Source organism: Kitasatospora sp. NPDC001664, assembly GCF_053596675.1.
In genome coordinates, this window is record NZ_JBSFGS010000025.1 from 110,431 (window position 1) to 134,028 (window position 23,598).

At 74.2% G+C, this 23,598-nt stretch carries 22 protein-coding genes and 2 pseudogenes; 12 read left to right on the forward strand and 12 right to left on the reverse strand.

Translation table 11 applies throughout. From position 1 onward, the window contains the following. Positions 1-202 precede the first annotated feature (202 nt). Complete coding sequence (locus ACWCYY_RS30245) at positions 203-952, reverse strand: transglycosylase family protein (protein WP_345283027.1); 750 nt, start codon at positions 950-952, stop codon at positions 203-205. A 589-nt stretch (positions 953-1,541) separates the two neighbouring features. On the opposite strand from ACWCYY_RS30245, the gene ACWCYY_RS30250 reads away from it, so the two are divergent. Together ACWCYY_RS30250 and ACWCYY_RS30255 are read left to right on the forward strand one after the other, a co-directional pair. Then, positions 1,542-2,405, forward strand: a complete 864-nt coding sequence (locus ACWCYY_RS30250) for a hypothetical protein (RefSeq protein WP_449797834.1) — start codon at positions 1,542-1,544, stop codon at positions 2,403-2,405. A 250-nt stretch (positions 2,406-2,655) separates the two neighbouring features. Beyond that, positions 2,656-3,084 carry a hypothetical protein gene (locus ACWCYY_RS30255; protein WP_380149713.1) on the forward strand — a complete coding sequence of 143 codons (429 nt, stop codon included), beginning with the start codon at positions 2,656-2,658 and terminating at the stop codon, positions 3,082-3,084. 43 nt (positions 3,085-3,127) lie between these two features. On the opposite strand, the gene der is transcribed toward ACWCYY_RS30255, so the two are convergent. Both der and cmk read right to left on the reverse strand, forming a co-directional pair. Beyond that, a complete protein-coding gene (gene der / locus ACWCYY_RS30260) occupies positions 3,128-4,567 on the reverse strand; it encodes a ribosome biogenesis GTPase Der (RefSeq protein WP_345283031.1) in 1,440 nt (479 codons plus the stop codon). Between the two features lie 122 nt (positions 4,568-4,689). After that, entirely contained in the window at positions 4,690-5,400 is a 711-nt protein-coding gene (gene cmk, locus ACWCYY_RS30265; protein WP_380149712.1) for a (d)CMP kinase, read from the reverse strand. Between the two features lie 169 nt (positions 5,401-5,569). Here cmk and ACWCYY_RS30270 point away from each other — a divergent pair, with 169 nt between their 5' ends. After that, positions 5,570-6,370: an alpha/beta fold hydrolase gene (locus ACWCYY_RS30270; RefSeq protein ID WP_449797835.1), complete on the forward strand. Its 801-nt coding sequence runs from the start codon at positions 5,570-5,572 to the stop codon at positions 6,368-6,370. A gap of 7 nt (positions 6,371-6,377) precedes the next feature. Here ACWCYY_RS30270 and ACWCYY_RS30275 read toward each other — a convergent pair whose 3' ends face one another. After that, entirely contained in the window at positions 6,378-6,818 is a 441-nt protein-coding gene (locus ACWCYY_RS30275; RefSeq protein ID WP_449797836.1) for a DUF3995 domain-containing protein, read from the reverse strand. A 66-nt stretch (positions 6,819-6,884) separates the two neighbouring features. On the opposite strand from ACWCYY_RS30275, the gene ACWCYY_RS30280 reads away from it, so the two are divergent. Both ACWCYY_RS30280 and purN read left to right on the forward strand, forming a co-directional pair. Beyond that, positions 6,885-7,469, forward strand: coding sequence for a TetR/AcrR family transcriptional regulator (locus ACWCYY_RS30280; protein ID WP_449797837.1), 585 nt, complete (start codon positions 6,885-6,887; stop codon positions 7,467-7,469). A 42-nt stretch (positions 7,470-7,511) separates the two neighbouring features. Then, positions 7,512-8,096: a phosphoribosylglycinamide formyltransferase gene (gene purN, locus ACWCYY_RS30285; RefSeq protein ID WP_345285195.1), complete on the forward strand. Its 585-nt coding sequence runs from the start codon at positions 7,512-7,514 to the stop codon at positions 8,094-8,096. A 148-nt stretch (positions 8,097-8,244) separates the two neighbouring features. Here purN and ACWCYY_RS30290 read toward each other — a convergent pair whose 3' ends face one another. Both ACWCYY_RS30290 and ACWCYY_RS30295 read right to left on the reverse strand, forming a co-directional pair. Further along, entirely contained in the window at positions 8,245-8,748 is a 504-nt protein-coding gene (locus tag ACWCYY_RS30290) for an HPP family protein (protein WP_345285193.1), read from the reverse strand. A gap of 136 nt (positions 8,749-8,884) precedes the next feature. Next, a complete protein-coding gene (locus ACWCYY_RS30295) occupies positions 8,885-9,754 on the reverse strand; it encodes an alpha/beta fold hydrolase (RefSeq protein WP_345285191.1) in 870 nt (289 codons plus the stop codon). A gap of 132 nt (positions 9,755-9,886) precedes the next feature. Between ACWCYY_RS30295 and ACWCYY_RS30300 the strand changes: the two genes are divergently transcribed. Further along, on the forward strand, positions 9,887-10,450 hold the full coding sequence (locus ACWCYY_RS30300; RefSeq protein WP_449797838.1) for a TetR/AcrR family transcriptional regulator: 564 nt from the start codon (positions 9,887-9,889) through the stop codon (positions 10,448-10,450). A gap of 86 nt (positions 10,451-10,536) precedes the next feature. Here ACWCYY_RS30300 and ACWCYY_RS30305 read toward each other — a convergent pair whose 3' ends face one another. After that, the gene (locus ACWCYY_RS30305) at positions 10,537-11,289 is read right to left on the reverse strand and encodes a histidine kinase dimerization/phosphoacceptor domain-containing protein (protein WP_345285187.1); all 753 of its coding nucleotides are present in this window, start codon (positions 11,287-11,289) and stop codon (positions 10,537-10,539) included. 366 nt (positions 11,290-11,655) lie between these two features. On the opposite strand from ACWCYY_RS30305, the pseudogene ACWCYY_RS30310 reads away from it, so the two are divergent. From ACWCYY_RS30310 to ACWCYY_RS30320, 3 genes and pseudogenes are all read left to right on the forward strand, one after another. Further along, positions 11,656-11,895: pseudogene (locus tag ACWCYY_RS30310) on the forward strand (peptidoglycan-binding protein); the annotation flags it as partial. Between the two features lie 111 nt (positions 11,896-12,006). Beyond that, positions 12,007-12,297, forward strand: a pseudogene (locus tag ACWCYY_RS30315) (M23 family metallopeptidase); the annotation flags it as partial. 18 nt (positions 12,298-12,315) lie between these two features. Then, positions 12,316-13,572, forward strand: a complete 1,257-nt coding sequence (locus ACWCYY_RS30320) for a hypothetical protein (protein WP_449797839.1) — start codon at positions 12,316-12,318, stop codon at positions 13,570-13,572. 44 nt (positions 13,573-13,616) lie between these two features. On the opposite strand, the gene ACWCYY_RS30325 is transcribed toward ACWCYY_RS30320, so the two are convergent. Beyond that, the gene (locus ACWCYY_RS30325; protein WP_345285183.1) at positions 13,617-14,702 is read right to left on the reverse strand and encodes a prephenate dehydrogenase; all 1,086 of its coding nucleotides are present in this window, start codon (positions 14,700-14,702) and stop codon (positions 13,617-13,619) included. 381 nt (positions 14,703-15,083) lie between these two features. Between ACWCYY_RS30325 and ACWCYY_RS30330 the strand changes: the two genes are divergently transcribed. The 3 genes from ACWCYY_RS30330 to ACWCYY_RS30340 all read left to right on the forward strand — a co-directional run bounded on the left by ACWCYY_RS30330 (position 15,084) and on the right by ACWCYY_RS30340 (position 19,112). Further along, entirely contained in the window at positions 15,084-17,117 is a 2,034-nt protein-coding gene (locus ACWCYY_RS30330; RefSeq protein WP_449797840.1) for a DUF4139 domain-containing protein, read from the forward strand. A gap of 4 nt (positions 17,118-17,121) precedes the next feature. After that, a complete protein-coding gene (locus ACWCYY_RS30335; protein ID WP_449797841.1) occupies positions 17,122-18,666 on the forward strand; it encodes a DUF4139 domain-containing protein in 1,545 nt (514 codons plus the stop codon). A gap of 83 nt (positions 18,667-18,749) precedes the next feature. After that, entirely contained in the window at positions 18,750-19,112 is a 363-nt protein-coding gene (locus ACWCYY_RS30340) for a DUF952 domain-containing protein (protein ID WP_449797842.1), read from the forward strand. Between the two features lie 170 nt (positions 19,113-19,282). Here the strand turns inward: ACWCYY_RS30340 and ACWCYY_RS30345 are convergent, their stop codons facing one another. The 4 genes from ACWCYY_RS30345 to ACWCYY_RS30360 form a co-directional block, all read right to left on the reverse strand. Beyond that, positions 19,283-20,263 (reverse strand): helix-turn-helix domain-containing protein, encoded by a 981-nt coding sequence (locus tag ACWCYY_RS30345; protein ID WP_345285178.1) that lies wholly within the window; start codon positions 20,261-20,263, stop codon positions 19,283-19,285. 220 nt (positions 20,264-20,483) lie between these two features. Further along, positions 20,484-21,788: a pseudouridine synthase gene (locus tag ACWCYY_RS30350; RefSeq protein WP_345285176.1), complete on the reverse strand. Its 1,305-nt coding sequence runs from the start codon at positions 21,786-21,788 to the stop codon at positions 20,484-20,486. Between the two features lie 54 nt (positions 21,789-21,842). Then, positions 21,843-22,433 (reverse strand): SMC-Scp complex subunit ScpB, encoded by a 591-nt coding sequence (gene scpB, locus ACWCYY_RS30355; protein WP_449797849.1) that lies wholly within the window; start codon positions 22,431-22,433, stop codon positions 21,843-21,845. 278 nt (positions 22,434-22,711) lie between these two features. Next, positions 22,712-23,554: a segregation and condensation protein A gene (locus ACWCYY_RS30360; protein ID WP_345285174.1), complete on the reverse strand. Its 843-nt coding sequence runs from the start codon at positions 23,552-23,554 to the stop codon at positions 22,712-22,714. Between the last annotated feature and the right edge of the window lie 44 nt (positions 23,555-23,598).

Below are 23,598 nucleotides of genomic sequence, written 5' to 3' on the forward strand. Positions count from 1 at the left end.
CATGAAGGCACGGCCCGCGCCGCCCGGCACCACCACCGGTCCGTCCAGGCGACGGGCCCCGGCGTGTCGTGCCCCGACGTGCCCCGACGTTCCCCGACGTGCCCAGACCTGCGGAGACGTGCGGGAACGCCGACGGCCGCCCCTCCGTCAGGAAGGGGCGGCCGTTCTGGCACTTCGTCAGCTCACCGGAGCGTCAGAGGTCTCAGAGGTTGATGACCTGGCCCGGGAAGATCAGGTCGGGGTTGGAGCCCAGGACACCGGCGTTGTTGTTGTAGACAACCTTCCAGTCCAGGCCCTTCTCGGCGGCGATCTTGCTCAGCGTGTCGCCGGCCTTGATGGTGTAGTTGCCACCGTTGGACTTGGCCGGGGCCTGGGTCTTCGGAGCGCTCTTCGGGGCCTCGGCGGCCTTCGGGGTGCTCTTCGGCGCGGCAGCGGCCTTGGGGGCGGCGGCGGCCTTCTGCTCGGTCTTCGGAGCGGCCTGCTGCTTCGGGGCGGCAGTGCGGGTCTCGGAGCGCGAGGCCTTGCTCTCGGAGGTGGTGGAGGTGTCGACCTTGGCGGCCGCGCCGCCCTTGGTCAGGCCCGCCTTGACGGAGCACACCGGCCAGGCGCCGGGGCCCTGGCCCGCGAGCACCTTCTCGGCGACGGCGATCTGCTGCGCCTTGGTGGCCTGGTTGGCCGACGGGGCGTAGGCGGTGCCGCCGTAGGCGGCCCAGGTGCTGGAGGTGAACTGGAGGCCACCGTAGAAGCCGTTGCCGTTGGCGATGCTCCAGTTACCGGTCGACTCGCACTGCGCGACCTTGTCCCAGGTGGAGACGTCGGCGGCGGAGGCGGAGGTCGCCGTGACGAGGCCGGCCACGGGCAGGACGGCGACGGCGCCGCCCATGACAGCCAGACGAACGCGGTTGCGCTTGACGGCGGTGGTGGCAGCGGCGGTCTCGTTACGGAAGGTCATGAGTATCCTCTCGACAATCCCGGGCGGGCAGCCGGAACCAAGCCCCGTGGAGCCTGGTTTCGTCCGCCGCGTCCGCAAGACGGCCGTGCCCGTCGCTGTTCCGACGTGCCGCGCCGTCCCGGCAACCTTCCCCGCACACCTGCGCCGCTCTCAGGAGCGTTCACGCTGGTGGGCACCTGCCGCGCCGGAGTGAACCGGTGGGCCGTGCGCCGGGGGGTGAACCCGGGTAGTGCTCGTTGCACTGGTTACGAAGCTACGAGCCGGATAAGCAGATCCCAAACGTTTTCGGGTTTTCCCAGCTCAGCCAGGTGTTACCCGCAGTAAAGATCAAGTAAATGTGGACCCTATGTCCGATTTGACCACTATTTCCATGATCAAACATCCGCCCGACGTGACCTGGGCCACTTTCGGACCCCTGTGAGCTCGCGCACAGGATCGACAGATTGCGACCGCCCGCCCACACGGCGCAGTCGAAATCGCGGCAAATCCCGTCGCGGCGGCGTTCACCCGTGACCCCAGCCACAACGGCCCGTTGGTAATGGCGGTCGGGGCTGCCCGCACCACCCCCAGACGAACCGAGGAGTCCCCCGTGCCGCGCTTGCTCGAAGTCAGCGACGAGGTCCGAGCCGAGATCGGTGACGACGAGGCAGACAACCTGCTCGCCGGAGCCCACGCCCCCGACAGCTACGACTGCGCCTCCTGCCGGACCCCGGGCAACTCCGCCCGGGAGGCCACCAGCACGGTGCTCTTCGTCGCCGACGAGACCGCCGTGCTCGCCTTCGCCCACGCCCGCTGCATCCCCTCCCAGGTGGTCCCGGTCTCCGAGGACCAACTGCTCGGCGCCGTCCGCAGCATCAACGAGTCCCAGTCCGCCCCGACCCCGGCCGCCGTCCCCGCCCCGGCGCCCGCCCCCGTCCCGCCCGCCCCCGTCCCGGCCGCCCCCGCGCCGGTGGCCGGCCAGCCCTCGGTCTCCAGCACCGGCCAGCCCGCCGTCCTCGGCATCACCTGCGGCCTGGTCCTGTGCGAGAACACCGGCCACGCCGCCCTGGTGATCGAGCCGACCGGCCCGGTCGGCCGCCCCGGCAACACCTCGGGCCAGGACGAGTTCCTCGACCTGCTCCTGGAGCAGGGCTTCCACCAGGTCGCCGACGTCGACAAGGCCCCGGGCCAGCTCCCCGGCTGGTCGGTCCTGATGGCGATGGGCCAGCTGCACGCGATCCTCCACCCCACCCCGGCGGGCAGCAACGCCGCCTGGTGGCAGGCCCACCAGCCGCTCCAGGTCACCGAGTCCTGGCGCTCGGCCGCCCGCCAGCTCTCCTCGGTCACCATGTACGCCGCCCCGGCCGGCACCATCGGCCGCCAGCCCCGCGAGGACCTGCTCCGCGCCGCCCTCGACCGGGCCGCCACCCGCGGCCTGCTGGTCGCCGCCGCCCTCCCGCTGGCCGGCACCTGAGCCGTCCGACGCACCGTCAGAGGCCCGGACGCCACCCCGCGTCCGGGCCCCGGCCCGTCCCCACCCACACGGGCGCCCCGCATCCCGCCCGTCCCCACCCACCCGGACACCCCGCATCCCGCCCGTCCCCCCTCGTGCGAGCCCGCACGAGCACCCCGCGCACCCCCGTCCGGCCACATCCCCGCAGGTCGGCACATGCCAGCACCCGCGCAGCCCGCATCCCCCGCCGGACTGGCTCGTTGGTTCCTGCGTGTACAGCTACGAGGTCGCCGCCGCCCACCGTCAGCCCACGACCCGTCCCATCCCGGGCATGCGCCCGTCGTACGACGCCGAGCACCCGAGCTCACCGACGCCGATCTACGACGCGCTGTACTCCGAGTACCGTCGCCTCTTCCGCGCCCTGCCCGGTGACCGCTCCGGCGAGGAGTCCATGCGCTTCGAGGGCTTCGCGACCCGCTCCCCGTACGAGGGCCCGCAGCGCCCCGAGGCGTACCCGCCGCAGCAGCAGACCTTCCACACCTACCCGGGCCACGCCCAGGGCACCCCGCAGTTCATGCCCGCCCAGCAGAGCCACCCGAGCACCGGCCAGGGCTGGGTCGCCACCGGCTACCTCTCCCCCGCCGTCGGCGGCCGCCACCGCAGCAGCCCGATGCTCTCGCTCCCCCCGGGCCAGTACTGACCCATGCGAAAGGGCCCCCCGGAGGGGGCCCTTTCCGTACCGCTTACTTGCGCTTGCGCTTCTCGCGCACCCGCACCGAGATCGAGATCGGCGTCCCGACGAAGCCGAACTCCTCGCGCAGCCGGCGCTCGACGAAGCGGCGGTAGCCCGCCTCCAGGAAGCCGGAGGCGAAGAGCACGAACCGCGGCGGCCGGATGCCGGCCTGGGTGCCGAACAGGATGCGCGGCTGCTTGCCGCCCCGGATCGGGTGCGGGTGGGCGGCCACCAGCTCGCCGAGGAAGGCGTTCAGCCGGGCGGTCGGGACGCGGGTCTCCCAGCCCTCCAGCGCGGTCTCGATCGCCGGGACGAGCTTCTCCATGTGACGGCCCGTCTTGGCCGACACGTTCACCCGGGGCGCCCACTGGACCTGCACCAGGTCCCGCTCGATCTCGCGCTCCAGGTAGTAGCGGCGCTCCTCGTCGAGCTGGTCCCACTTGTTGTAGGCGACGACCACGGCGCGCCCGGCCTCGACGGCCATCGAGATGATCCGGGTGTCCTGCTCGGCCAGGGTCTCGCTGGCGTCGATCAGGACCACCGCGACCTCGGCCTTCTCCAGCGCGGAGGAGGTGCGCAGCGAGGCGTAGTAGTCGGCGCCGGCGGTCAGGTGCACCCGGCGGCGGATGCCGGCCGTGTCCACGAACTTCCAGGTCTTGCCGCCGAGTTCGATCATCTCGTCGACCGGGTCACGGGTGGTGCCGGCCAGCTCGTTGACGACCACGCGGTCCTCGCCGGCCACCTTGTTGAGCAGGCTGGACTTGCCGACGTTCGGACGGCCGATCAGCGCGACCCGGCGCGGGCCGCCCAGCGGGGTGCCGTCGAAGGTCTGCGGCGGGGCCTCGGGCAGGGCGGCCAGCACCGCGTCCAGCAGGTCGCCGGAGCCGCGGCCGTGCAGGGCCGAGACGGGGTACGGCTCGCCCAGGCCCAGCGACCACAGGTACGCGGCCTCGGCCTCGGTGGACGGGCCGTCCACCTTGTTGGCGCAGAGCACGGTCGGCTTGCCGGCCCGGCGGATCAGCTTGATCAGCGCCTCGTCGGTGTCGGTGGCGCCGACGGTGGCGTCCACCACGAAGAGCACCGCGTCGGCCTGCTCGATGCCGAGCTCGGCCTGCGCGGCGACCATCGCGTCGATGCCCAGGACGTCGATCTCCCAGCCACCGGTGTCGACGAGCTTGAAGCGGCGGCCGTTCCAGGTCGCCTCGTAGGTGACCCGGTCACGGGTGACGCCCGGCTTGTCCTCGACGACCGCCTCGCGGCGGCCGATGATGCGGTTGACCAGGGTCGACTTGCCGACGTTCGGGCGGCCGACCACGGCCAGCACCGGGAGCGGGCCCTCGATCTCGCCGTCGCCGAACTCGCCGTCGAAGCCCTCCTCGGCGGCCATCGCCATGAACTCGGCGTAGTCGGCGGCGTCGAGCTCGCCGTAGGAGTCGTTGTCGTTGCTCATGTTCCGTACTTCCGTTTCCCGGCCCGTCCCTTCCCAGGGATGCGCCGTGCGTACCTGCCCCACGGGGGCAGCGCGGTGCGTCCGGCCGGAAGCTCCGGCAGACGCGAGGGGGTGAGCGGTCGTCAGACCGCGAGACCGGCCCGCTGTTCGACCAGGGTGGCGATGGTGTCGATCACCTGGTCCAGCGTCAGGTCGCTGGTGTCCACCAGGACGGCGTCGGCCGCCTGGGTGAGGGGAGCGGTCTCCCGGGAGGAGTCCGCCCTGTCCCGGCGGGCCAGGTCGGCGGCCATCGCGGTGATGGTCGCCTCGTCCAGGCCCTTGGCCCGCAGCTCGGCCGCCCGGCGCTCGGCGCGGGCGGCCTCGGAGGCGGTGAGGAAGACCTTGACGGTGGCGCCCGGGAACACCACCGAGCCCATGTCCCGGCCCTCGGCGACGATGCCGCGCTCGGCCACCCGGGCGCAGCCGCGCTGCAGCTCGACCAGCCGGGCCCGCACCTGCGGGACGGCGGCCACGGCGCTGACCTGGGAGGTGACCTCCTGGCCGCGGATCGGGCCGGAGACGTCCTGGCCGTCCACCGTGATGGTGGGGCCGGCCGCGTCGGTGCCGGAGACGATCACCGGCTTGGAGCAGGCGATGGCCACGGCCTCGGGGTCGTTGACGTCCACCTCGTTGGCGAGCATCCACCAGGTCATCGCGCGGTACATCGCGCCGGTGTCCAGGAAGCTCAGCCCGAGGCGGGCGGCGACCGCGCGGGAGACGGTCGACTTGCCGGAGCCGGAGGGTCCGTCGATGGCGACGACGACCGGGGCGTTCGCTCGGTCGGCAGTGTCCACGGCGTGAACCTCTCTTCGTACTGCAGGCAGGGGACCACCTCTAGGTTAGTCGACCCGCCGGGCTTCCCCGGCCAGGGCTGCCACCCGGGTAAGACAAATGTCTTGCACGCTTGTACAAATCCTCGCTAGAGTTCAGGCCATCAGCCCGGACCGACCCGAGGAGCCCGCCGTGACCGCCACCACCACCGCCACCCCCGTCCGCTCGACCCTGGTCCTCGCCGACGGCCGCCGCCTGTCCTGGCTGGACTTCGGCGGCCCCGGCCGGCCACTGCTGGCCCTGCACGGCCACCTCGCCGAGGGCGCCGACTTCACCGGCACCGCCGCCCTGCTGGCCCCCGAGTGGCGGGTGATCGCCCCCGACCAGCGGGGCCACGGCGACTCCGACCGGGCCGCCGACTACTCCCGCGAGGGCTACCTCGACGACGCGGTCGCCCTGCTGCACCACCTCGACCTCGGCCCGCTCCCCGTGCTCGGCCACTCCGGCGGCGCCGTCACCGCCTACCAACTGGCGGCCCGTCACCCCGGGCTGGTCTCCGCGCTGATCGACGAGGAGGGGGCGGCCGAACTGCCGGAGGGCCCCAGCCCCCTCTCCTTCGTCCTCTCCTTCCCCTACACCGCCCCCACCCGAGAGGAGCTGCTCGCCGCCCTCGGCCCGATCGCCCCGATGGTCGGCGACCGCCTGCGCCCGCTCCCGGACGGCTCCTGGCGGCTGCCCTTCCACCCCGAGGACACCGTCCGCTCCGAGGGCCTGGTGCACGGCGACCACTGGGCCGACTGGCTGGGCAGCAGCTGCCCGGCCCTCCTGGTCAGCGGCAACCGGATGCCCTGCCTCCCCACCGACCTCGCCACCGCGATGACCGAGCGCCGCCCGCACACCGAGCTGGTCACCCTGGACGCCGACCACTTCGTCCACGCCGCCGCCCCGGCCGCCTTCACCGACGCGGTCCGGGCCTTCCTGGCCCGGATCTGACGCCCGGTCAGTCCCTCCCGCGGGCGCGCAGCGCGACGTAGCCGGCCAGCCCGCCGAGGGCCGCGCAGAGCGGCGAGTACAACACCAGGTCCCAGCGCCGGAACGCCTCCGGCGCCTCGCCGAGGCCGGCCCCGGAGACCACGAACCCGCCGAGCCCGCGCGCCAGCAGCACGCCGGAGACGGTCCACGTCCCGGCCCGCACCACCCACGCGCCGCTCCTCGGCCGGGCCAGCACCAAGCCGCCCGCCGCGCCGAGCAGCCCGGCCACCCCGAGGGTCAGCCCCGTCGAGGGCAGCCGGTCCTCCGGCACCCCGACCACCACCTCGGCGAACTCCGCCGCCGAGCCCAGCGGCCACGGCGAGGCCGCCCACACCACGTGCAGCGCCCCGGCCGCGAACAGACCCGTCGCCGCCGCCGCGGCAGCGGCCCTCGTCCCGTAGGTCCCCATGGCACTCCCCTCCCCCCGGTTCCATACAGTCCTGTATGGAACTGTTCCGTACAGTACTGTACGGACATGGCGAAGGGGAGAGTCACCCGGGACGACTGGACGATGGCCGCGCTCCGCGCACTGGCCCGGGGCGGGGTCCCCGCCGTGGCGGTGGACGTGCTCGCCAAGGAGCTCGAGGTCAGCCGGGGCAGCTTCTACTGGCACTTCAAGAACCGCGACGCCCTCCTGGTCGCAGCCCTGGAGGCCTGGGAACGGCACGCCACCACCGACGTGGTGGCCGCGATCCGCGCGCTCGAAGCCACCCCGCGGGAACGCGCCCGGGCCCTGCTCACCACCGCGCTCGGCACCGAGGAGATCTCCGGCCTCGAACCGGCCCTGGCCACCCAGGCCGCCCACCCGGCCGTCGCCGAGGTGATCGACCGCGTCACCCGGGCCCGGCTCGCCTACCTCACCGAACTGGCCGAAGGGATCGGCCTCCCCCCGCAGGCCGCCCGCCACCGGGCCCTCGCCTGCTACGCCGCCTACCTCGGCTGGCTGGAGCTGCGCCGCACCTCACCCGCCCCGGCCCCCGAGCTCGCGCCCGGCCGCCCGGAGGCCGAGGCGGCCCTGGACCACCTGGTCACCCTGCTCCTCACCCCCGCCGACCGGTAACCGGCCCGCACCGGCCGCCGCCCGGCTGCCATGATCGCCCCCATGACGTTCAAGGTCGCCGTCCTCGCCTCCCACGCCGGCTCCAACCTCCGGGCCCTCACCGCCGACGCCCCGCTCCCGGGCTCCGGGTACGCCGTCGCCCTGGTGATCAGCAACAACAGCGGCTCGGGCGCCCTCGCCCACGCCCGCGAACTCGGCATCCCGGCCCTGCACCTCTCCGGCCGCACCCACCCGGACCCCGAGCAGCTCGACCGGACCCTGCTGGACGCCCTCCGCCTGCACGGCGCCGACCTGGTCGTGACGGCCGGCTACCTCCGCAAGATCGGCCCGGCGGTGCTCGCCGCGTACGAGGGCCGGATCGTCAACGTCCACCCCTCCCTGCTCCCCCGCCACGGCGGCCCCGGCATGCACGGCACCCACGTCCACGCGGCCGTCCTCGCCGCGGGGGACACCGTCTCCGGCGCCTCGGTCCACCACGTGACGGCCGAGTACGACGAGGGCCCGGTGATCGCCCGTCAGGAAGTACCGGTCCTCCCCGACGACACCCCGGACACCCTGGCCGCCCGCGTCCTCACCGCCGAACACACCCTCCTCCCCGCCACCGTCCGCCACCTCGCCGCCACCTGACCACCCGTCAGCCCCTCACTGCCGCACCCTCCCCCGCCGCTTCCCTTCTCCACGCTCCCCTCCCCCTCTCATCCCCTCCCTCTCTCATCGGAGATACCAGAAGGCCCCGCCGGCGAACCGGCGGGGCCTTCCTCCACGTCGCGCGCGCTCAGCCCGCCGGGTACTTGTAGCCGATCTTCAGCAGGCTCACCAGCAGCGGCACCGCCAGCACCAGCAACACACCCGGCACCATCGGGTCGATCAGGTACCAGGCACCCGGCGACTGCAGCCCGACGAACGCCGCCGCCGCCACCGCCGGAACGTGCGGAGCCTTGAGCAGCGCCAGCGCCAGGACGGTGAGCGCCACCGCCACCCCGGTCGAGTAGTGCGAGTGCCCGAACAGCTCGGTCACGGCCAGCGCGACCAGCACCGACACCGGGTACGAGATCAGCACCGCCCGCGGCGTCGCCAGCGGAGCACCGGGCGCCAGCGCCAGGACGGCGGCGGTGGCGATGTAGGGGATGGCGAACACGTGCAGGTCGGTCAGCTGCTGGAAGACCGCCAGCAGGAGCACGGAGCCGAGCGCCACGCCTCCGGCGGTGAACGCGGCCCGCCGGCCGGCGAGGACGCGGAGCAGGGACACGGGTGGCCTGGTGGCCGTGGACTCGGACATCGGAACTCCTCCTCGGGAGCGGCAAGGCATACGGGACGGACGGTACGCCGGTCGGTGGCCCGCCTGCTGGCGGTACGTCAGGTCGGGTGCCGCCTCGGGGACGGGCGGTGCGCCGGGGTCGGGCCGTGCGTCGGGGTCAGGCGGTGCGGCCGAGGAAGTCCCGGATCAGTGCGGCGATCTCGGGCCCGTGGCTCTCGAGGGCGAAGTGCCCCGCGTCGAGCAGGTGGAGCTCGGCGTCCGGCAGGTCGTCGGTGTAGGCGACGGCACCGGCCTCGCCGAAGATCTCGTCGTTCTTGCCCCAGGTGATCAGCATCGGGGGCCGGTGCGTGCGGAAGTACTCCTGGAACGCGGGGTACTCGCCGACGTTGAACTGGTAGTCCCAGAAAAGCTGGAGCTGCACCTCCTTGTTGCCCGGCCGGTCCATCCCCGCCTGGTCGAGCAGCCACGCCTCGGGGGCGATCCGCTCCAGGCGGTCGGCCGGCACGCCGTGGGTGTACTGCCACTCGGTGGACTCGAGGGTGAGCAGCTTGCGCACCTCGGGCTCGTAGGTCGGCCGGTCGGCCGCGTGGTCGAAGAGCACCTTCCAGAAGGGGGTGAAGCCGGCCATGTAGGCGTTGCCGCTCTGCACGATCAGACCGGCCACCCGCTCGGGGTTGCGGCTGGCGATCCGCAGGCCGATCGGGGCGCCGTAGTCGTGGATGTAGAGGAAGAACTTCTCCAGGCCGAGCTGGTCGAGCAGCCCCAGGGTCAGTTGGGCGAGCCGCTCGAAGCTGTACTCGAAGTCCTCGACGGCGGGGGTGGCCGAACGGCCGAACCCGACATGGTCGGGGGCGATCAGGTGGTACTCGTCGGCAAGGTCTGCGATCAAGTTGCGGAACATGTGCGAACTGGACGGGAAGCCGTGCAGCAGAACCAGGGTGGGCTTGGTCGGGTCACCGGCCTCTCGGTAAGCGATCTCCAACCCCTCGACCGAGGCGGTTCGGTACCGGGTGGCGAAGACGGTCATGACGGGCTCCTTGATAAAAAGTGAACAAGAGTTGAGAACCAACGTTCTCCTGCTGGTGCAGGAGAACCAACGTTCTCCCTTCCGAGGTATACAGTAGAGAACCTTCGTTCTCGATGCAAGGGGAGATCACTCATGGACGCCGAGACAGCCGAACTCCGAGTGCTCGACAGCGCCGAGGCACTGTTCAACGAACGGGGTGTGCAGTCCGTCGGGATGGACGCCATCCGGACCGCCTCCGGCGTGTCGCTGAAGCGCCTCTACCAGCTCTTCCCATCCAAGGACGACCTGGTCGGCGCCGTGCTGCGCCGCCGGAGCGCGGCCTCCGACGAGGCGATCCTGACCCACGCGAGGCCCGGCGCCAGCCCCCGCGAGCGGATCCTCGACGTCTTCGACCACCTCGCCGAGTGGTTCGCCCAGCCCACCTTCCGCGGCTGCAACTTCATCAACTCGTTCGGGGAGCTCGGCGGGATCTCCAGCGAGGTCACCGAGCTCGCCCGGGCCCACAAGCAGAGCCTCAACAACCACTTCCGGGTCCTGGTCTCGGCCGCCGGCGGCCCGCCGCTCCTCGCCGACCAGCTGGCCATCCTGGCCAACGGCGCCATGGCCACCGCCGGCATCATGGGCACCCCCGAGACCGCCGGCCAGGCCCGCGCCGCCGCCGAGACGCTCCTGGACGCCGCACTGCCCCGGCCCTGACGGACCGTCACCCCCGGAGCGCCCGAACCCTCACACCCTCACGCCCTCGCAAGCCCCCGAAGGACCCTCGCAGGCCCCTCGAACCCTCAGGCCCGCAGCACCCGCTCCAGGCGGTCCAGTTCCGCGAGCACCCTGCGCCCCAGCTCCCCCACGCCCCGGGCCGCCTCGCCGGCGAGCCCCGGGTGCGCGGGCAGGACGTGGCCCGCCGCCCCGGCCTGCACGGTCATCGCCGTCAGGTCGTGCGCGATCACGTCGTGCAGCTCCGCGGCCATCCGGGCCCGCACCGCCGTCCTGGCCAGGTCCTCCCGGGCCCGCCGCGCCCGGTCCGTCAGGTCCACCGCCACCGCCCGTCGCGCCCGTGCCCACACCCCCGCGCCCCAGGCCAGCACGAACGGCAGCGAGCAGATCCCCGCCACCACCGACAGCTCCCCGAAGGTGACGTACACCGGCCCGTCCACGGCCACCGCCCGGAGCACCAGCGCCGGCCCCGCCAGCACGGCCGCCGCCAGGGCGATCCGCGCCGCCCGCACCGACCCCCGGAACGCCGCCCATCGGAGCAGCACCAGGAAGCCCAGGTCCGGCCACCGCAGCGGCGCCCCGGCCGCCACCGTGCCGGCCCCGAGGAGCACCACCGCCGAGGTCACCGCGTCCGGGTACCGGCGGCGCAGCAGCACCAGCCCGGCGAACACCGTCCCCAGCGCCAGGCCGCCGCACTGCGGCAGGCCGTCCGGCCCCGGCGCGGCGACGGTCTCCCGCAGGCCCAGCAGCAGCAGGACCAGCGCCCAGAGCGCGTCACCGACCACGGGGTGCCGGAGGAACCACAGGTGGAGTCGGTACACGCCCCCACGCTACGCAGCCGCCCCCTGACCCCGCGTCAGCCGCCGGACCGAGCCCCCCTCCTCCTCCGGAGGTACCCGGCCCCCCGTCACGCTCCGCCACCACTGAACTGCCGTCAGATCACCACCGGGCCCCCAATTCCTGTCACCTGCACGCCATTTCGCCGAACGGGTCGTGCAGGTCTTCCTTCCCCGGTGCCCCGGTGGTTGACTGATCGTGTGCGGCCCAGCCCGTAGCAGCGGCGCGGGACTGGCTCTGCCGCGCAGGACGGGCCTGACCGCTTCGCGTCGGGTGCCCCGGGAGAGGGCTGCGTCCTGACGGAGCGCGCGCCCGTTCGAGACCTTTTCCGAGGAGGCGTCATGCCTACTCAGCCATTCCCCGGTGCGGGGTTCTTCCACGACGGACAGCACAGCCCGGTCATCACCGCGATGGGCCACCGGCTGGTGGCGGAGGGATGCGGGCGGTACCAGGTGGGGCCGGGGCCCGAGTGGACCGACGTCGACCGCCGGTCCTACGCCGCCTGGCAGCAGAAGCTCGGCTTCGCGGGCCCCGACGCGGACGGCATCCCCGGCCGGCGGTCCTGGGACGACCTCCGGGTCCCGGCGGTCGACGGCGTGCCCGACGGCGGCACCGGGGTCGGCTCCCCGGTGCCCGGCCACGGCGTGACCACCGCCTACAACAAGACCGGGCCGATGTGGAGCCTCGGCCGGCACACCGGAGCGGACTACGCCGCCGCCGAGGGCACCACCTGCGTCGCGGTGCGCGGCGGTTCGATCGACCGGGTCGGCGACGACGACAGCTTCGGGCACTTCCTGGTGCTGCGGACCGGCGGCTCCGACTACTGGTACTGCCACCTCTCCTCCCGGGAGGTCGGCGGCGGGCAGGACGTGGGCGCCGGACAGGCGGTCGGCCGGGTCGGATCCACCGGCAACGCCACCGGGCCCCACCTCCACTTCGAGAAGCGCCCCGCCGGGGGCGGCTTCGGCTCCGACGTATCCCCCACCTGGTGAAAGGGCACGGTGAGTACGGTGCTGACCTTCTCCCAACTCTGTGAACTGGCCCGGGGAGCGGGCTTCGGCGGCGAGGACGTCGAGATCGCGGCGGCCGTCGCGCTGGCCGAGTCCAGCGGCAATCCGGACGCCGTGGGCGACGTCGACCTACAGGACGCCAAGTGGGGGCCGAGCATCGGCCTCTTCCAGATCAGATCGCTCCGCAGGCCCCAGGACTTCGGCTTCCCGGACAACCTCCGGGTGGAGTCCGCGCTCAGCTCCCCCACCTACAACGCCAAGACCGCCAAGGCGATCCACGCCGAGGCCGGCGGCTTCGGCCCCTGGTCGACGTTCACCGGCGGGGCCTACAAGGCGCACCTGCCCGACCACCACGACCCGGACCCCGTGACGGGCTCCGCCGTGCGGCGCTGCCTGGACCTGCTGATGGCCGAGGAGGGCTACCGCGAGGGCTCCGACAACCACACCAAGTACGCCCAGGAGATGATCGACGCCGGCAAGGCACCGGCCTGGTGGCAGAACAGCGAGTGGTGCTACATCTTCCAGTCCTGGGGCACCTGGAAGGCCGGGCTGGAGAGCTACTGCCTGCTCTCCGCCTTCTGCCCGGACGGGGTGAACTACTACAAGCACCCGGACCGGAAGTGGTGGTCCGAGTACCCGATGGTCGGCGCCGAGGTCTTCTACGGCACGGCGGGCGAACGCTGGGGAGCCGGCGGCTCGCACATCGAGCGGGTGTACAAGTTCAACTCCGACAACATCTGGACGGTCGGCGGCAACACCAACACCACCGGCTCCAGCCAGGGCAACGGCGTCTACCTGCGGGGCCCGATCCCGCGCCGGGACGTCCGGGTGTACGGCTACGGCTGCCCGCCCTTCCCCGAGGGCCGGATCTCCGCGGACCCCCGGTGGGGCGGCCGCGCCACCGGGACGTACCTCGACCTGCCTGCCCCCACCGGCGGCGCCACCCCCGGCACCCCGGACCCCCGCCCCTGGGTGTACGCCGGCCAGCTGGAGCACGCCATCGCCGCCGACGTACCGGCCCCGACCGGCCACCGCTCGTACAGCTGGCCGCAGGTCCTGCTGGTCGAGCAGGCCCTGGTCGGCGAGGGCCTGCTGACCCCCGCCTTCGCGGACGGCTCCTGGGGCACCCTGACCCTCGAGGCCTACGCGAAGTGGCAGCAGCGCTGCGGCCTCACCGGCCCCGGCGCCACCGGCCACCCCGACCTGACCACCCTCGGCAAACTCGCCGACCTGCACGGCTTCCGAGCCGGCGCCTGACCCGGAGACCCCGCCCCGGCCCGGCGGCCCCGCCGGACCGGGGCCTAGTCCCGTACGCTCCAGCCCTGCTGACGGAGCGCCACGGTGAGGCGCTTGGCCTCCGCCGGGGCGACCGAGAGCTGGACGAAGCCGACCTGCTGACCGGAGGAGTGCTCGATCGCCACGTCCTCGATGTTCACCCCGAGCGCGCCGACCTCGCCGAACAGCCGGCCGAGCTCGCCCGGCTGGTCGCCGAGGACCACCGCGACGGTCTCGTAGCGGGTGGGCGGCGCACCGTGCTTGCCGGGGATGCGGGCCTGACCGGAGTTGCCGCGCCGCATCACGGCCTCGATCCCGGCCGCCCCGGCCTGCCGCTCGCCCTCGTCCGCGGCCTGCATGGCCCGCAGCGCGGTCACCGTGTCGCCGAGGTCCACCGCCAGCTCCTCCAGGATGTCGGCGACCACCCCCGCGTTGGCCGACAGGATGTCCACCCACATCGCCGGGTTGGAGGCGGCGATCCGGGTGACGTCCCGGACGCCCTGCCCGGAGAGCCTTATGGCCGTCTCGTCCGCGTGCTCCAGCCGGGCGGCGACCAGCGAGGAGAACAGCTGCGGCGCGTGCGAGACCAGCGCCACCGCCCGGTCGTGCGCGGCGGCGTCCATCACGATCGGCATCGCCCCGCAGAGCGCGACCAGCTCCAACGCGGCGTTCAACGTCTCGGTGTCGGTGTCGGCGGTGGGCGTCAGCACCCACGGCCGCCCCTCGAACAGGTCCGCCCGCGCCGCCAGCGGCCCCGACCGCTCCCGCCCGGCCATCGGGTGACCACCGATGTAGTGCTTGGTGTCACAGCCGAGCGCGGTCACCTCCGCCCGCGGCCCGCTCTTCACGCTCGCCACGTCCGTGTACCACCGCGCCAGCCCGCGCTGCTGACACTCCGCCAGCGCCTTCCCCACCAGCGCGGGCGGCACCGCGATCACCGCCAGGTCCACCGGCCCGTCCGGCACCTCGGTGGTGCCCGCGCCCAGCGAGGCGGCCGTCCGCGCCGCATCCGGGTCGGCGTCCTCCAGATAGACGTGCAGCCCACGGCCGGTGAGGGCCAGGGCCGCGGAGGTGCCGATCAGTCCGGTGCCGACAACGGCGACAGTGCGCATGGCTCGTACGTCTCCCAACAGCGCGTTCCAGTTCCGCCCATCCTCTCGCACTCCCCGCCCCCACCGCCGCACCGGGGCCGAACGCCCCGCCCCAGGGGCGCGAGGAACTGCGCGAGTACGGAAGGCGGACCAGCGTGCGATCGGGGCAGGCGAGCCAGTTGCACGCGCTGCCGTCCCCCCGCGCGCCCCGCGGCGGAGCCGCCGATCAGCAGGGCCCCGCGCCCCCGGGATCACCATCTGCGGTGCCCGCGCCCCCAGAACCGCCCGTCCCTCCCCCACGTCCCACGACACACGGCGCCCGTCGGCCGCAAACCCGCTGACACCCCGTCAAGGGCGCGGCAGACTGGGCCAGCCCATGGCCACAGGACGAGAGGGGCAGGCGTGGAGTCGGTACTGGACGAGGTGGTGGTGTACGCCGCCGGGGCGCTCTGCCGCCGCCGGGCGAGCGGCGAGATTCCGCCGGACGGGACGGTGCGGCTGACCGGGCTGCCGGTGGGGCTGGACGCCTCCTCCCTCCGGGCCCGGGTGACCGCCGGAGGCTGGCGCGTCACGGAGGCCCGGGTGGAGTACGCCGCCGAACTGCGCTCCCCCGAGCAGACCTCCGAGCTGCTCCGCGCCCTGCTCCGGGCCCGCGAGGAGTCCGACGCCGTGCGCTCCCGGATCGACCACCACGAGGCCCGGATCGCCGAGCTGACCGCCCTGCGCCCCGTCGCCCCGCCCCGCCGCCGCGACGAGCCGCACCGCCGCACCCCCGCCGAGTCCTGGCTGGCCCTGGCCGACTTCACCGAGGAGCGCCTCGCCGCGCTGCACGAGGACGTCGCCCGCCTGCGCGAGGAGCACGCCCTCGCCGAACACGCCGTCACCGAGGCCGACCAGCGCCTGCGCCGGGCCGACAGCGCCGCCTCCGCCGGCCCGGTCACCCCCACCGCGACCGCCCTCCTCACCCTCGCCCACACCCACCCCGACGCGCCCCGCACCGTCGACCTCACCCTCGAGTACGGCATCCCCGGCGCCCGCTGGGTGCCCTCCTACCGGCTGAGCCACCGTCAGGGCGATTCCGCCGGACGCCTGGTGCTGCGGGCCTCGGTGGCCCAGCGCACCGGCGAGGACTGGACCGGCGTCCGCCTCGGCCTCTCCACCGCCGACCTGCAGCGCCGCACCGACCTGCCGCGGCTTCGCTCCCTGCGGATCGGCCGCCGCCAGAGCGCCCCGCCGCCGTCCGGCTGGCGCGACGTACCGCCGGGCCTGTCCGACCTCTTCACGGCGTACGAGAGCGCGGGCCCGCGCCCGGCCGCTCCCCGCACCGGCACCGCACCGGTGGCCGTCGCGGCGAGCGCCCGGCGCCGGCCCCGCGCCGGTGGCAGTGCCCAGGCCTCCGCCCCGCGCGGCGAGAGCACCGACTTCCTGACCGTCGGCGGCGCCGCCCCACCGGCACCCCTGCCCTCCGCACCCTCCGCTCCCGCTGCCCCGTCCGGCCCGGCCCGGTCCGTCACCCGCGCCGCCTACGGCGGCTCACCACCGCCAGCCCCCGCCGCCCCCGCCGCCTTCGCGGCCCCGCCGCCCCCCGGCGCCCCGGCCCCGCAGGCCGCGCCCCCGCCGGAGCCGGAGGGCGCGCCGCACCCGGACGCCCGCTGGCTCGACTACCGCGCCCTCACCCTCCAGGGCCCCTCCGGACACCGCCGCGGCCAACTGGTCCCCGCCGCCTCCACCGCGCCCACGCCCGCCCCGGCCGCCTCCCTCGCGCTGCCCCGCTACGGCGTGCCGCCCCGGATCTCGGCCGGCTCCTTCGACCAGCGGTACGACTGCGCCGCGCCCGTCGAGGTCCCCTCGGACGGCACCTGGCACACCGTCACCGTCGGCGAGGCCGCGGTCGGCCTGACCACCGAGTACGTCTGCGTGCCCTCGGTGGAACAGACCGTCTACGCGACCCTGCTGCTGGCCAACGCCACCGACCACGCCCTGCTGGCCGGCCCGGTGGAGGTCAGCGTGGACGGCGACTTCCTGCTCACCGCCGCCCTGCCCACCCTCGCCCCGGGCGCCACCCGGCGCCTGGGCCTCGGCGTGGCCGAGGGCGTCCGGGTGGCCCGCCGCACCGAGCTGCGGGAGTCCACCACCGGCGCTCTGTCCAAGACCACGGTGCTGGACCACCGGGTCCACGTCGAGCTGGTCAACCGGCTGGCCCACCCGGTCACCGTCGAGGTCCGCGAGCGGGTCCCGGTCCCCGGCGAGCCCGACGTCAAGGTGCAGGAGCGGCCCGGCTGGACGGCCCCTGACGGACCGTCGGAGGAGTACCCGCCGAGCACCCGGCTGCGCCGGGTCGACCTGCCCGCGCACGGCCGCGCGGAGCTGGACGGCGGCTACGAGATCCGCATCCCGGCCGGAAAGACCCTGCTCGGCGGAGACCGGAGGAACTGACCCGATGACGACCACCACCATCCCCCTGCCCGTCACCGCCGTCACCTGCCTGGAGGACCGCGCCCAGGTCGAGCGCACCACCGCCCTCGACCTGCCGCCGGGCGTGCAGCGCCTGCGCCTCGGACCGGTCAGCGCCCTCGCGGTCGACCGCACCCTGAACGCCGCCCTCAGCTCCGGCACCGTGCTCGACGCCCGGATCACCCGGGCCTGGACCAAGCCCGCCCCGCTCCCGCCCGGCGAGCGGGACTCCGCGCTCCGCCACCGCGAGGACGAGCTCCAGCGCCGGGAGAGCACCCTGGAGGCCGAACTCGCACGCCTCGCCGCCCGCACCGCCCTGCTCGACTCGCTCGCCGCCGACCTGCTCCGGGAGATCGCCGAGGGCGCCGGCCAGGGCGAGAGCGAGCCGGTCCGCTGGGCCCGCGAGCTGGACCGGGTGGACACCGAACGGGACCACTGCGCCGAGCGCACGGTGAACGCCCGGATCCGCCTGGACGCCACCCGTCTGGAGCTGACCGAGGCCCAGCAGGCCCTGGACCTCACCGAGCAGCCCGAACCCGAGCTGCTCGCACACCTCGAACTGACCGTGGAGACCCCGGGCGGCCCCACCGAACTGACGGTCGGCCACCTGACGCCCTGTGCGCTCTGGCGCCCCGCCTACCGGGCCGCGCTCGGCGAGGACGGCGGCCTCACCCTGGAGACCGAGGCGGTGGTCTGGCAGCGGACCGGCGAGGACTGGCCCGAGGTCCGGCTCACCCTCTCCACCGCCCGCTCCGCCCTCGCGGGCGACCCGCCGTGGCTCACCGAGGACCACCTGACCCTGCGGGACCGCACCACCGAGGAGCGCCGCACCGTCGAGGTGGAGCTGCGCGAGGAGGAGATCGGCTCCACCGGCCCGGCCGCCGACGGCCTGCCCGGCGTGGACGACGGCGGCGAGGTCCGGGTGCTCCGCGCCCCGGCCCCGGCCCGGATCCCCTCCGACGGCCTCCCCCACCGGGTGCCGCTCACCACCTTCACCGCCCCCGCCCGCACCGAGTACGCCTGCGCCCCCGAACTCTCCCCGCTCGTCACCCGGGTGGCCCGGTTCACCAACTCCGCCGGCCACGCCCTGCTGGCCGGCCCGGTCGACCTGGTGGTCGGCGGCGGCTTCACCGGACGCGGCGAGCTGGAGTTCACCGCCCCCGGCGCCCCCGCCGAGCTCTCCTTCGGCAGCTCCGACGACTACCGCGTCCTGCGCGAGACCGAGGAGCACCGCGCCACCACCGGCCTGACCGGCCGCACCGTCCTCACCCGCACCGTCCGGCTCCACCTCACCCGCTTCTCCGCCCCCGGCGACCACGGCACCCGCACCGTCACCCTCCGCGAACGCATCCCGGTCGCCGAGGTCTCCGCCGTCGAGGTCAGGCTCCGCAAGGAGCGCTGCGTCCCCGACCCCGACGAGGTCGACGCCGACGGCATCGTCCGCTGGGACCTCCCGCTGGAGCCCGGCGCCCGACGCACCGTCACCCTGGTCTACGAGCTCACCGCCTCCGCCAAGGTCGCCGGCCTCTGACCCCGGCTGTGCCCCGCCCGGTCCGGCGGGGCACAGCCACTCAACTCCGGTGAAATGCCGTCAACTCCGGTAGAACTGGAGGCATGATCTACCATCTCGCACCCCTGGACGACTGGCTGCGCGAACCCGGGCGGCCCTACACCGCCGCCTCCCTGCTCACCGACGGCTTCATCCACTGCTCGGCGGACGAGCCCACCGCCCTCGCCGTGGCCAACGCCTTCTTCCAGGACGCGCGGGACCCCCTGATGGCCCTCCTCATCGAGGAACGCCTGGTCGAACCCATGGTCAAGTGGGAGGCCCCCAACGGCGCCCCTCCCCCGGGCGCCACCCCCGGCACCCTCTTCCCCCACATCTACGGCCGCCTCAACCGCACCGCCGTCATCGGCCTCGAAAAGCTCGAACGCAACGAGAACGGCGTCTGGGCAGCCCTCAAGCCCTGGAGCTGACGAAAGTGGCTACGACTCCGGGGGCGCGGGGAACTGCGCGGGTCGGAAGGCGGCCCACCGGCAACTGAATCACCGTCAGCCAGTTGCACGTGCTGCCGTTCCCCCGCGCGCCCACGCGGCGGAGCCGCAGATCAACAGAGCCCCGCGCCCCCGAGGCGTAGCCACTTCCGTCAGAGCCACCCTCGTTCACGGGCGGCCATGCCGGCCTGGAAGCGGGTGGTCGCGCCGAGCTGCCGCATCAGGGTCTGCAACCGCCGCTGCGTCGTCCGCGCGCTCCACCCCAGCGACCGCGCGATCGACTCGTCCGTGAGCCCCGCCGCCAGCAGCCCCAGCAGCTTGCGCTGGTCCTCCTCCGGCCCCAGCCCGTCGTCGCCCTCGCCGATCGCCGCCTGCAGCGGCACCGCCCGCTCCCACTCCGCCTCGAACAGCGCGTCCAGCGCCTGCAGCAGCGCCGACGGGTGGATCACGTACGCCGCGTCCAGCACGGCGTCCCCGACGCTGATCGGGATGATCGCCATCCGGTCGTCGGCCATCATCAGCTTCATCGGCAGCACCGGCCGGACCCGGGCCTCCTCGCCGTCCGCGACGCCGACCAGGATCTCCTTCTCCAGCCGCCCGGGCCAGGCCACCGCCTCCTTGTCGAAGACCGTGCGGAACCGCACCCCGGCCTTGAGCCGCTGCCGCTGCCGCGGCAGGTTGGCCATCGGGTCCTGGATGTACGGCGGGCAGTCGAAGCCGCGGACCTGGTACTGGGCCGTCTCGACCAGGTGCTCCAGCCGCTGGGCGATCGCCTCACCACCCGTCAGGACCTCGACCGAGTGCGCCGGGTCGGTGAACCGGGAGGCCTCCCGGAAGGCGTCCATCAGGCGGTGCATCTCGGCCCGGGCGCTGCGCAGCTGGGCCTCGCGGTGGCCGATCAGGGTGCCGATGGCGACGTCGGGGGCCACCGCGAGGTAGCGCTCCCGGTCGACCGGGGCGCGGGTGACCATGCCCTGGTCGGCCAGCCGGTCGAGGGCCGCGTGGCACTGGTCGAGGGGCAGGCCGCACTGGGCGGCGACCTCCTCGGCCGTCGACTGCGGCGCGATCACCAGGGCCGCGTAGACCTGCCCGTCCGGTCTGCCCAGTCCCAGCACCCCGAATGCGTCCAGCACCTTGCTCCCTCTTTCCCCCACCGGCACCCGTCCGCCACCCCCACCGGTGGCGCGAGTCCGCCATTCGGCGCGCCGCTGTCCGCTGGCCATCCTCCGCCAGGAGCGCTGGGCCTGACAAGCCGTATGCGGTCATACTCACACCGTGCCCGCCGAACGACGGAGGGCCTCCCCGCCGTTCGGCGGGGAGGCCCTCTGAGCTGCCGGTCCTAGCGGACGACCGTCACAGGCCGACCTCGGCCATCAGCTGGCCGACCTCGGGGTTGGTCAGGCGGCGCAGCCAGCCGGACTTCTGGTCGCCGAGCGAGATCGGCCCGAAGTGGGTGCGCACCAGCTTGTCCACCGGGAAGCCGGCCTCGGCCATCAGGCGGCGCACGATGTGCTTGCGGCCCTCGTGCAGGGTCACCTCGACCATGTAGTTCTTGCCGAGGTTGGAGATCACCTTGAAGTCGTCGACCCGGGCCCAGCCGTCCTCGAGCTCGACGCCGCGCTTGAGCTGCTGGCCCAGGTCACGCGGGATCGGGCCCTGGATGGCGGCCAGGTAGGTCTTGGTGACGCCGTACTTGGGGTGGGTGAGGCGGTGGGCCAGCTCGCCGTGGTTGGTGAGCAGGATGATGCCCTCGGTCTCGGTGTCCAGGCGGCCGACGTGGAACAGCCGGGTCTCCCGGTTGTTCACGTAGTCGCCCAGGCACTGACGGCCCTCGGGGTCCTCCATGGTCGAGACCACGCCGACCGGCTTGTTCAGCGCGAAGAACAGGTAGGACTGGGTGGCGACGGTCAGGCCGTCCACCTTGATCTCGTCCGTCATCGGGTCGACGCGCTTGCCCTGCTCGGTGACCCGCTGGCCGTTCACCTCGACCCGGCCCTGCTCGATCAGCTCCTCGCAGGCCCGGCGGCTGCCCATGCCGGCCCGCGCCAGCACCTTCTGCAGGCGCTCGCCCTCGGCGCCGACGGTCACGCCCTGCTCGTGCCGGGCCAGCACCGCGTCCTCGATCTTGGCCTGCAGCTCCCGGGAGCGCTGCGGCTGGCGCCGCGGGTCGCCCGGGGCCGGCTGACCCTCGCGGCGCGGCCGCGGGGCCGGGCTCGGCCGACGCGCCTCGAACTTGCCGCGCCCGGGGGTGGCGTTCGGGCCGCCGCCGTACTCGGGGCGGTCGTACCGGCGCTCCTCGGGACGCAGCGGGCGACGCTCGTCGCGCTGGCCGCTCCGCTCGTCCCGCCGGCCACCGCGGTCGTCGCGACGGTCGTCCCGCCGGTCGCCGCCGTAGCCGCCGCCCGACGAACCGCCGCGCGAGCCGCCGTAGCCGCCGCCCGACGAACCGCCGCGCGAGCCGCCGCCGTAGGAGCCGCCACCGCTGCCGCCGCGGCCGCCGCCGTACGAGGAGCCGCCGCCGCTCCGGCCGCCCCCGTAGGAGCCGCCGCCCGACCCGCCGCGCGGGGCGCCGCCGCTCCGGCCCCCGCCCTGTCCGCCCCGGCCGCCCTGGCTCCCGCCACCGCCGCCACTGTTCCTGCCGTTGCCACTGCTACGCATCAAAATGTCCGTACGTCGTATCCGTCTGGAAGTGCTCGTCGTGCCCGGCCGACCTCACTGCACTTCCCCGCCGTCCGCGCGTGCGGCGGCGACCGCCTCCGCGATCATCGTGCCTTCGAGGGACTCCGCTTCCACGTCGTCGACCTCGGGCAGGAAGGGCGCGAGCTCCGGGAGTTCCTCCAGGCCGCGCAGCCCCATCCGTTCCAGGAAGTAGTTCGTCGTCCGATACAGGATCGCACCTGTTTCGGGCTCGGAGCCGGTCTCTTCCACCAGTCCTCGCTGTACCAGGGTACGCATCACGCCGTCACAGTTCACACCACGGACCGCCGAGACCCGGCTGCGCGACACCGGCTGACGGTAGGCGACCACCGCCAGGGTCTCCAGCGCGGCCTGGGTGAGCCGGGCCTGCTGGCCGTCCAGGACGTACCGGTCGACCGCCGGGGAGCACTCGGCGCGGGTGTAGAAGCGCCAGCCCCCGGCGACGAACCGCAGGTCGAAGCCCCGGCCCTGGGCGGTGTACTCGGCGGCCAGCTCCCGCAGGACGGCGGCCACCTCGGCCCGGGGGCGGCGCAGCACGGAGGCCAGGTGCTGCTCGGTGGCGGCCTCGTCGACCAGCAGCAGCACCGCCTCCAGCTCGGCCCGCAGCCCGGGGCCCCGCTCCTCCTCGGGCCCCGCGTCCTCCGCCGGCGCGGCCTCGGGCGCGGCCTCGGTGACCGGCGCGGGAACCGTCTCGACGACCGCCACGGCGACCGGTGCGGGCGCGGGCAGCGCCGCGGGAGCCTCCGCCACGGCCACGGGGGCCTCGTCAGGGGCCTCCGCACCCTCGTAGGCGGACGGCTGCCACTCCTCCGCCCGGATCTGCCCCGGCACCCCCAGCGAGCGCCTGGTGGGCCGCTCCGGCCCCTTGGTCCCGTCCTGCCCGCTCACGGCCGTTCCTTCCCGTCCGGCTCCGGCGGCCGGTCGAACTCGTCGGTGACCTCGATCGCCCGCCCGTCCCCCGCCGTCCAACGGACCGTCAGCTCGCCCAGCGCCTCGGGCTGGTCGAAGTCCACCGCCTTCTCGCGGTAGAGCTCCAGCAGGGCCAGGAAGCGGGCGACCACCACCAGGGTGTCGCCGCCGGCGTCGGCGACCAGCTGCCCGAACCGGGCCTCGCCGAGGGCGGAGAGCAGCTCGACCACCAGGGCCGCCTGCTCGCGGACGCTGACCGGCGGGGTGTGGATGTGGTCGACGTAGACCACGGGCTTGGGCTTGGGGGTCATGGCCCTGGCCGCCAGCCGCGCGAAGCCCTCGGGGCCGATGGTGATGACCACCTCGGGCAGCAGGGCGGCGTGCCGGGGCTCCAGACCGACCGTGCGGGGGCGCCGGTGCAGCTCGGCGGCCCAGCGGTCGGCCAGCACGCCGGCCGCCCGCTTGTAGGCCCGGTACTGCAGCAGCCGGGCGAAGAGCAGGTCCCTGGCCTCCAGCAGGGCCAGGTCCTCCTCGTCCTCCACCTCGGCGGCGGGCAGCAGCCGGGCCGCCTTGAGGTCCAGCAGGGTGGCGGCCACCACCAGGAACTCGGTGGCCGCGTCCAGGTCCCAGTCCGGGCCCATGGCCCGGATGTGCGCCACGAACTCGTCGGTGACCTTGGAGAGCGCCAGCTCGGTGATGTCGAGCTTGTGCTTGGCGATCAGACCGAGGAGCAGGTCGAACGGGCCCTCGAAGTTGTCCAGCCGCACCTGGAAGCCCGCGCGCGGTCCGGCGGCGTCGGGTCCTGCGGGTGCTGGCATGGGCGGGGTCCGTACGTGTGGTGCGGGCTGAGCGGGGAGCGTGC

What these genes read in the sequence shown, in the direction of transcription:
- ACWCYY_RS30245 (WP_345283027.1), bottom strand. Translation starts at nt 952, where the DNA reads ATGACCTTCCGTAACGAGACCGCCGCTGCCACCACCGCCGTCAAGCGC.
- der (WP_345283031.1), bottom strand. Translation starts at nt 4,567, where the DNA reads ATGAGCAACGACAACGACTCCTACGGCGAGCTCGACGCCGCCGACTAC.
- ACWCYY_RS30275 (WP_449797836.1), bottom strand. Translation starts at nt 6,818, where the DNA reads ATGGGGACCTACGGGACGAGGGCCGCTGCCGCGGCGGCGGCGACGGGT.
- ACWCYY_RS30280 (WP_449797837.1), top strand. Translation starts at nt 6,885, where the DNA reads ATGGCGAAGGGGAGAGTCACCCGGGACGACTGGACGATGGCCGCGCTC.
- purN (WP_345285195.1), top strand. Translation starts at nt 7,512, where the DNA reads ATGACGTTCAAGGTCGCCGTCCTCGCCTCCCACGCCGGCTCCAACCTC.
- ACWCYY_RS30290 (WP_345285193.1), bottom strand. Translation starts at nt 8,748, where the DNA reads ATGTCCGAGTCCACGGCCACCAGGCCACCCGTGTCCCTGCTCCGCGTC.
- ACWCYY_RS30295 (WP_345285191.1), bottom strand. Translation starts at nt 9,754, where the DNA reads ATGACCGTCTTCGCCACCCGGTACCGAACCGCCTCGGTCGAGGGGTTG.
- ACWCYY_RS30300 (WP_449797838.1), top strand. Translation starts at nt 9,887, where the DNA reads ATGGACGCCGAGACAGCCGAACTCCGAGTGCTCGACAGCGCCGAGGCA.
- ACWCYY_RS30325 (WP_345285183.1), bottom strand. Translation starts at nt 14,702, where the DNA reads ATGCGCACTGTCGCCGTTGTCGGCACCGGACTGATCGGCACCTCCGCG.
- ACWCYY_RS30335 (WP_449797841.1), top strand. Translation starts at nt 17,122, where the DNA reads ATGACGACCACCACCATCCCCCTGCCCGTCACCGCCGTCACCTGCCTG.
- ACWCYY_RS30340 (WP_449797842.1), top strand. Translation starts at nt 18,750, where the DNA reads ATGATCTACCATCTCGCACCCCTGGACGACTGGCTGCGCGAACCCGGG.
- ACWCYY_RS30350 (WP_345285176.1), bottom strand. Translation starts at nt 21,788, where the DNA reads ATGCGTAGCAGTGGCAACGGCAGGAACAGTGGCGGCGGTGGCGGGAGC.
- ACWCYY_RS30360 (WP_345285174.1), bottom strand. Translation starts at nt 23,554, where the DNA reads ATGCCAGCACCCGCAGGACCCGACGCCGCCGGACCGCGCGCGGGCTTC.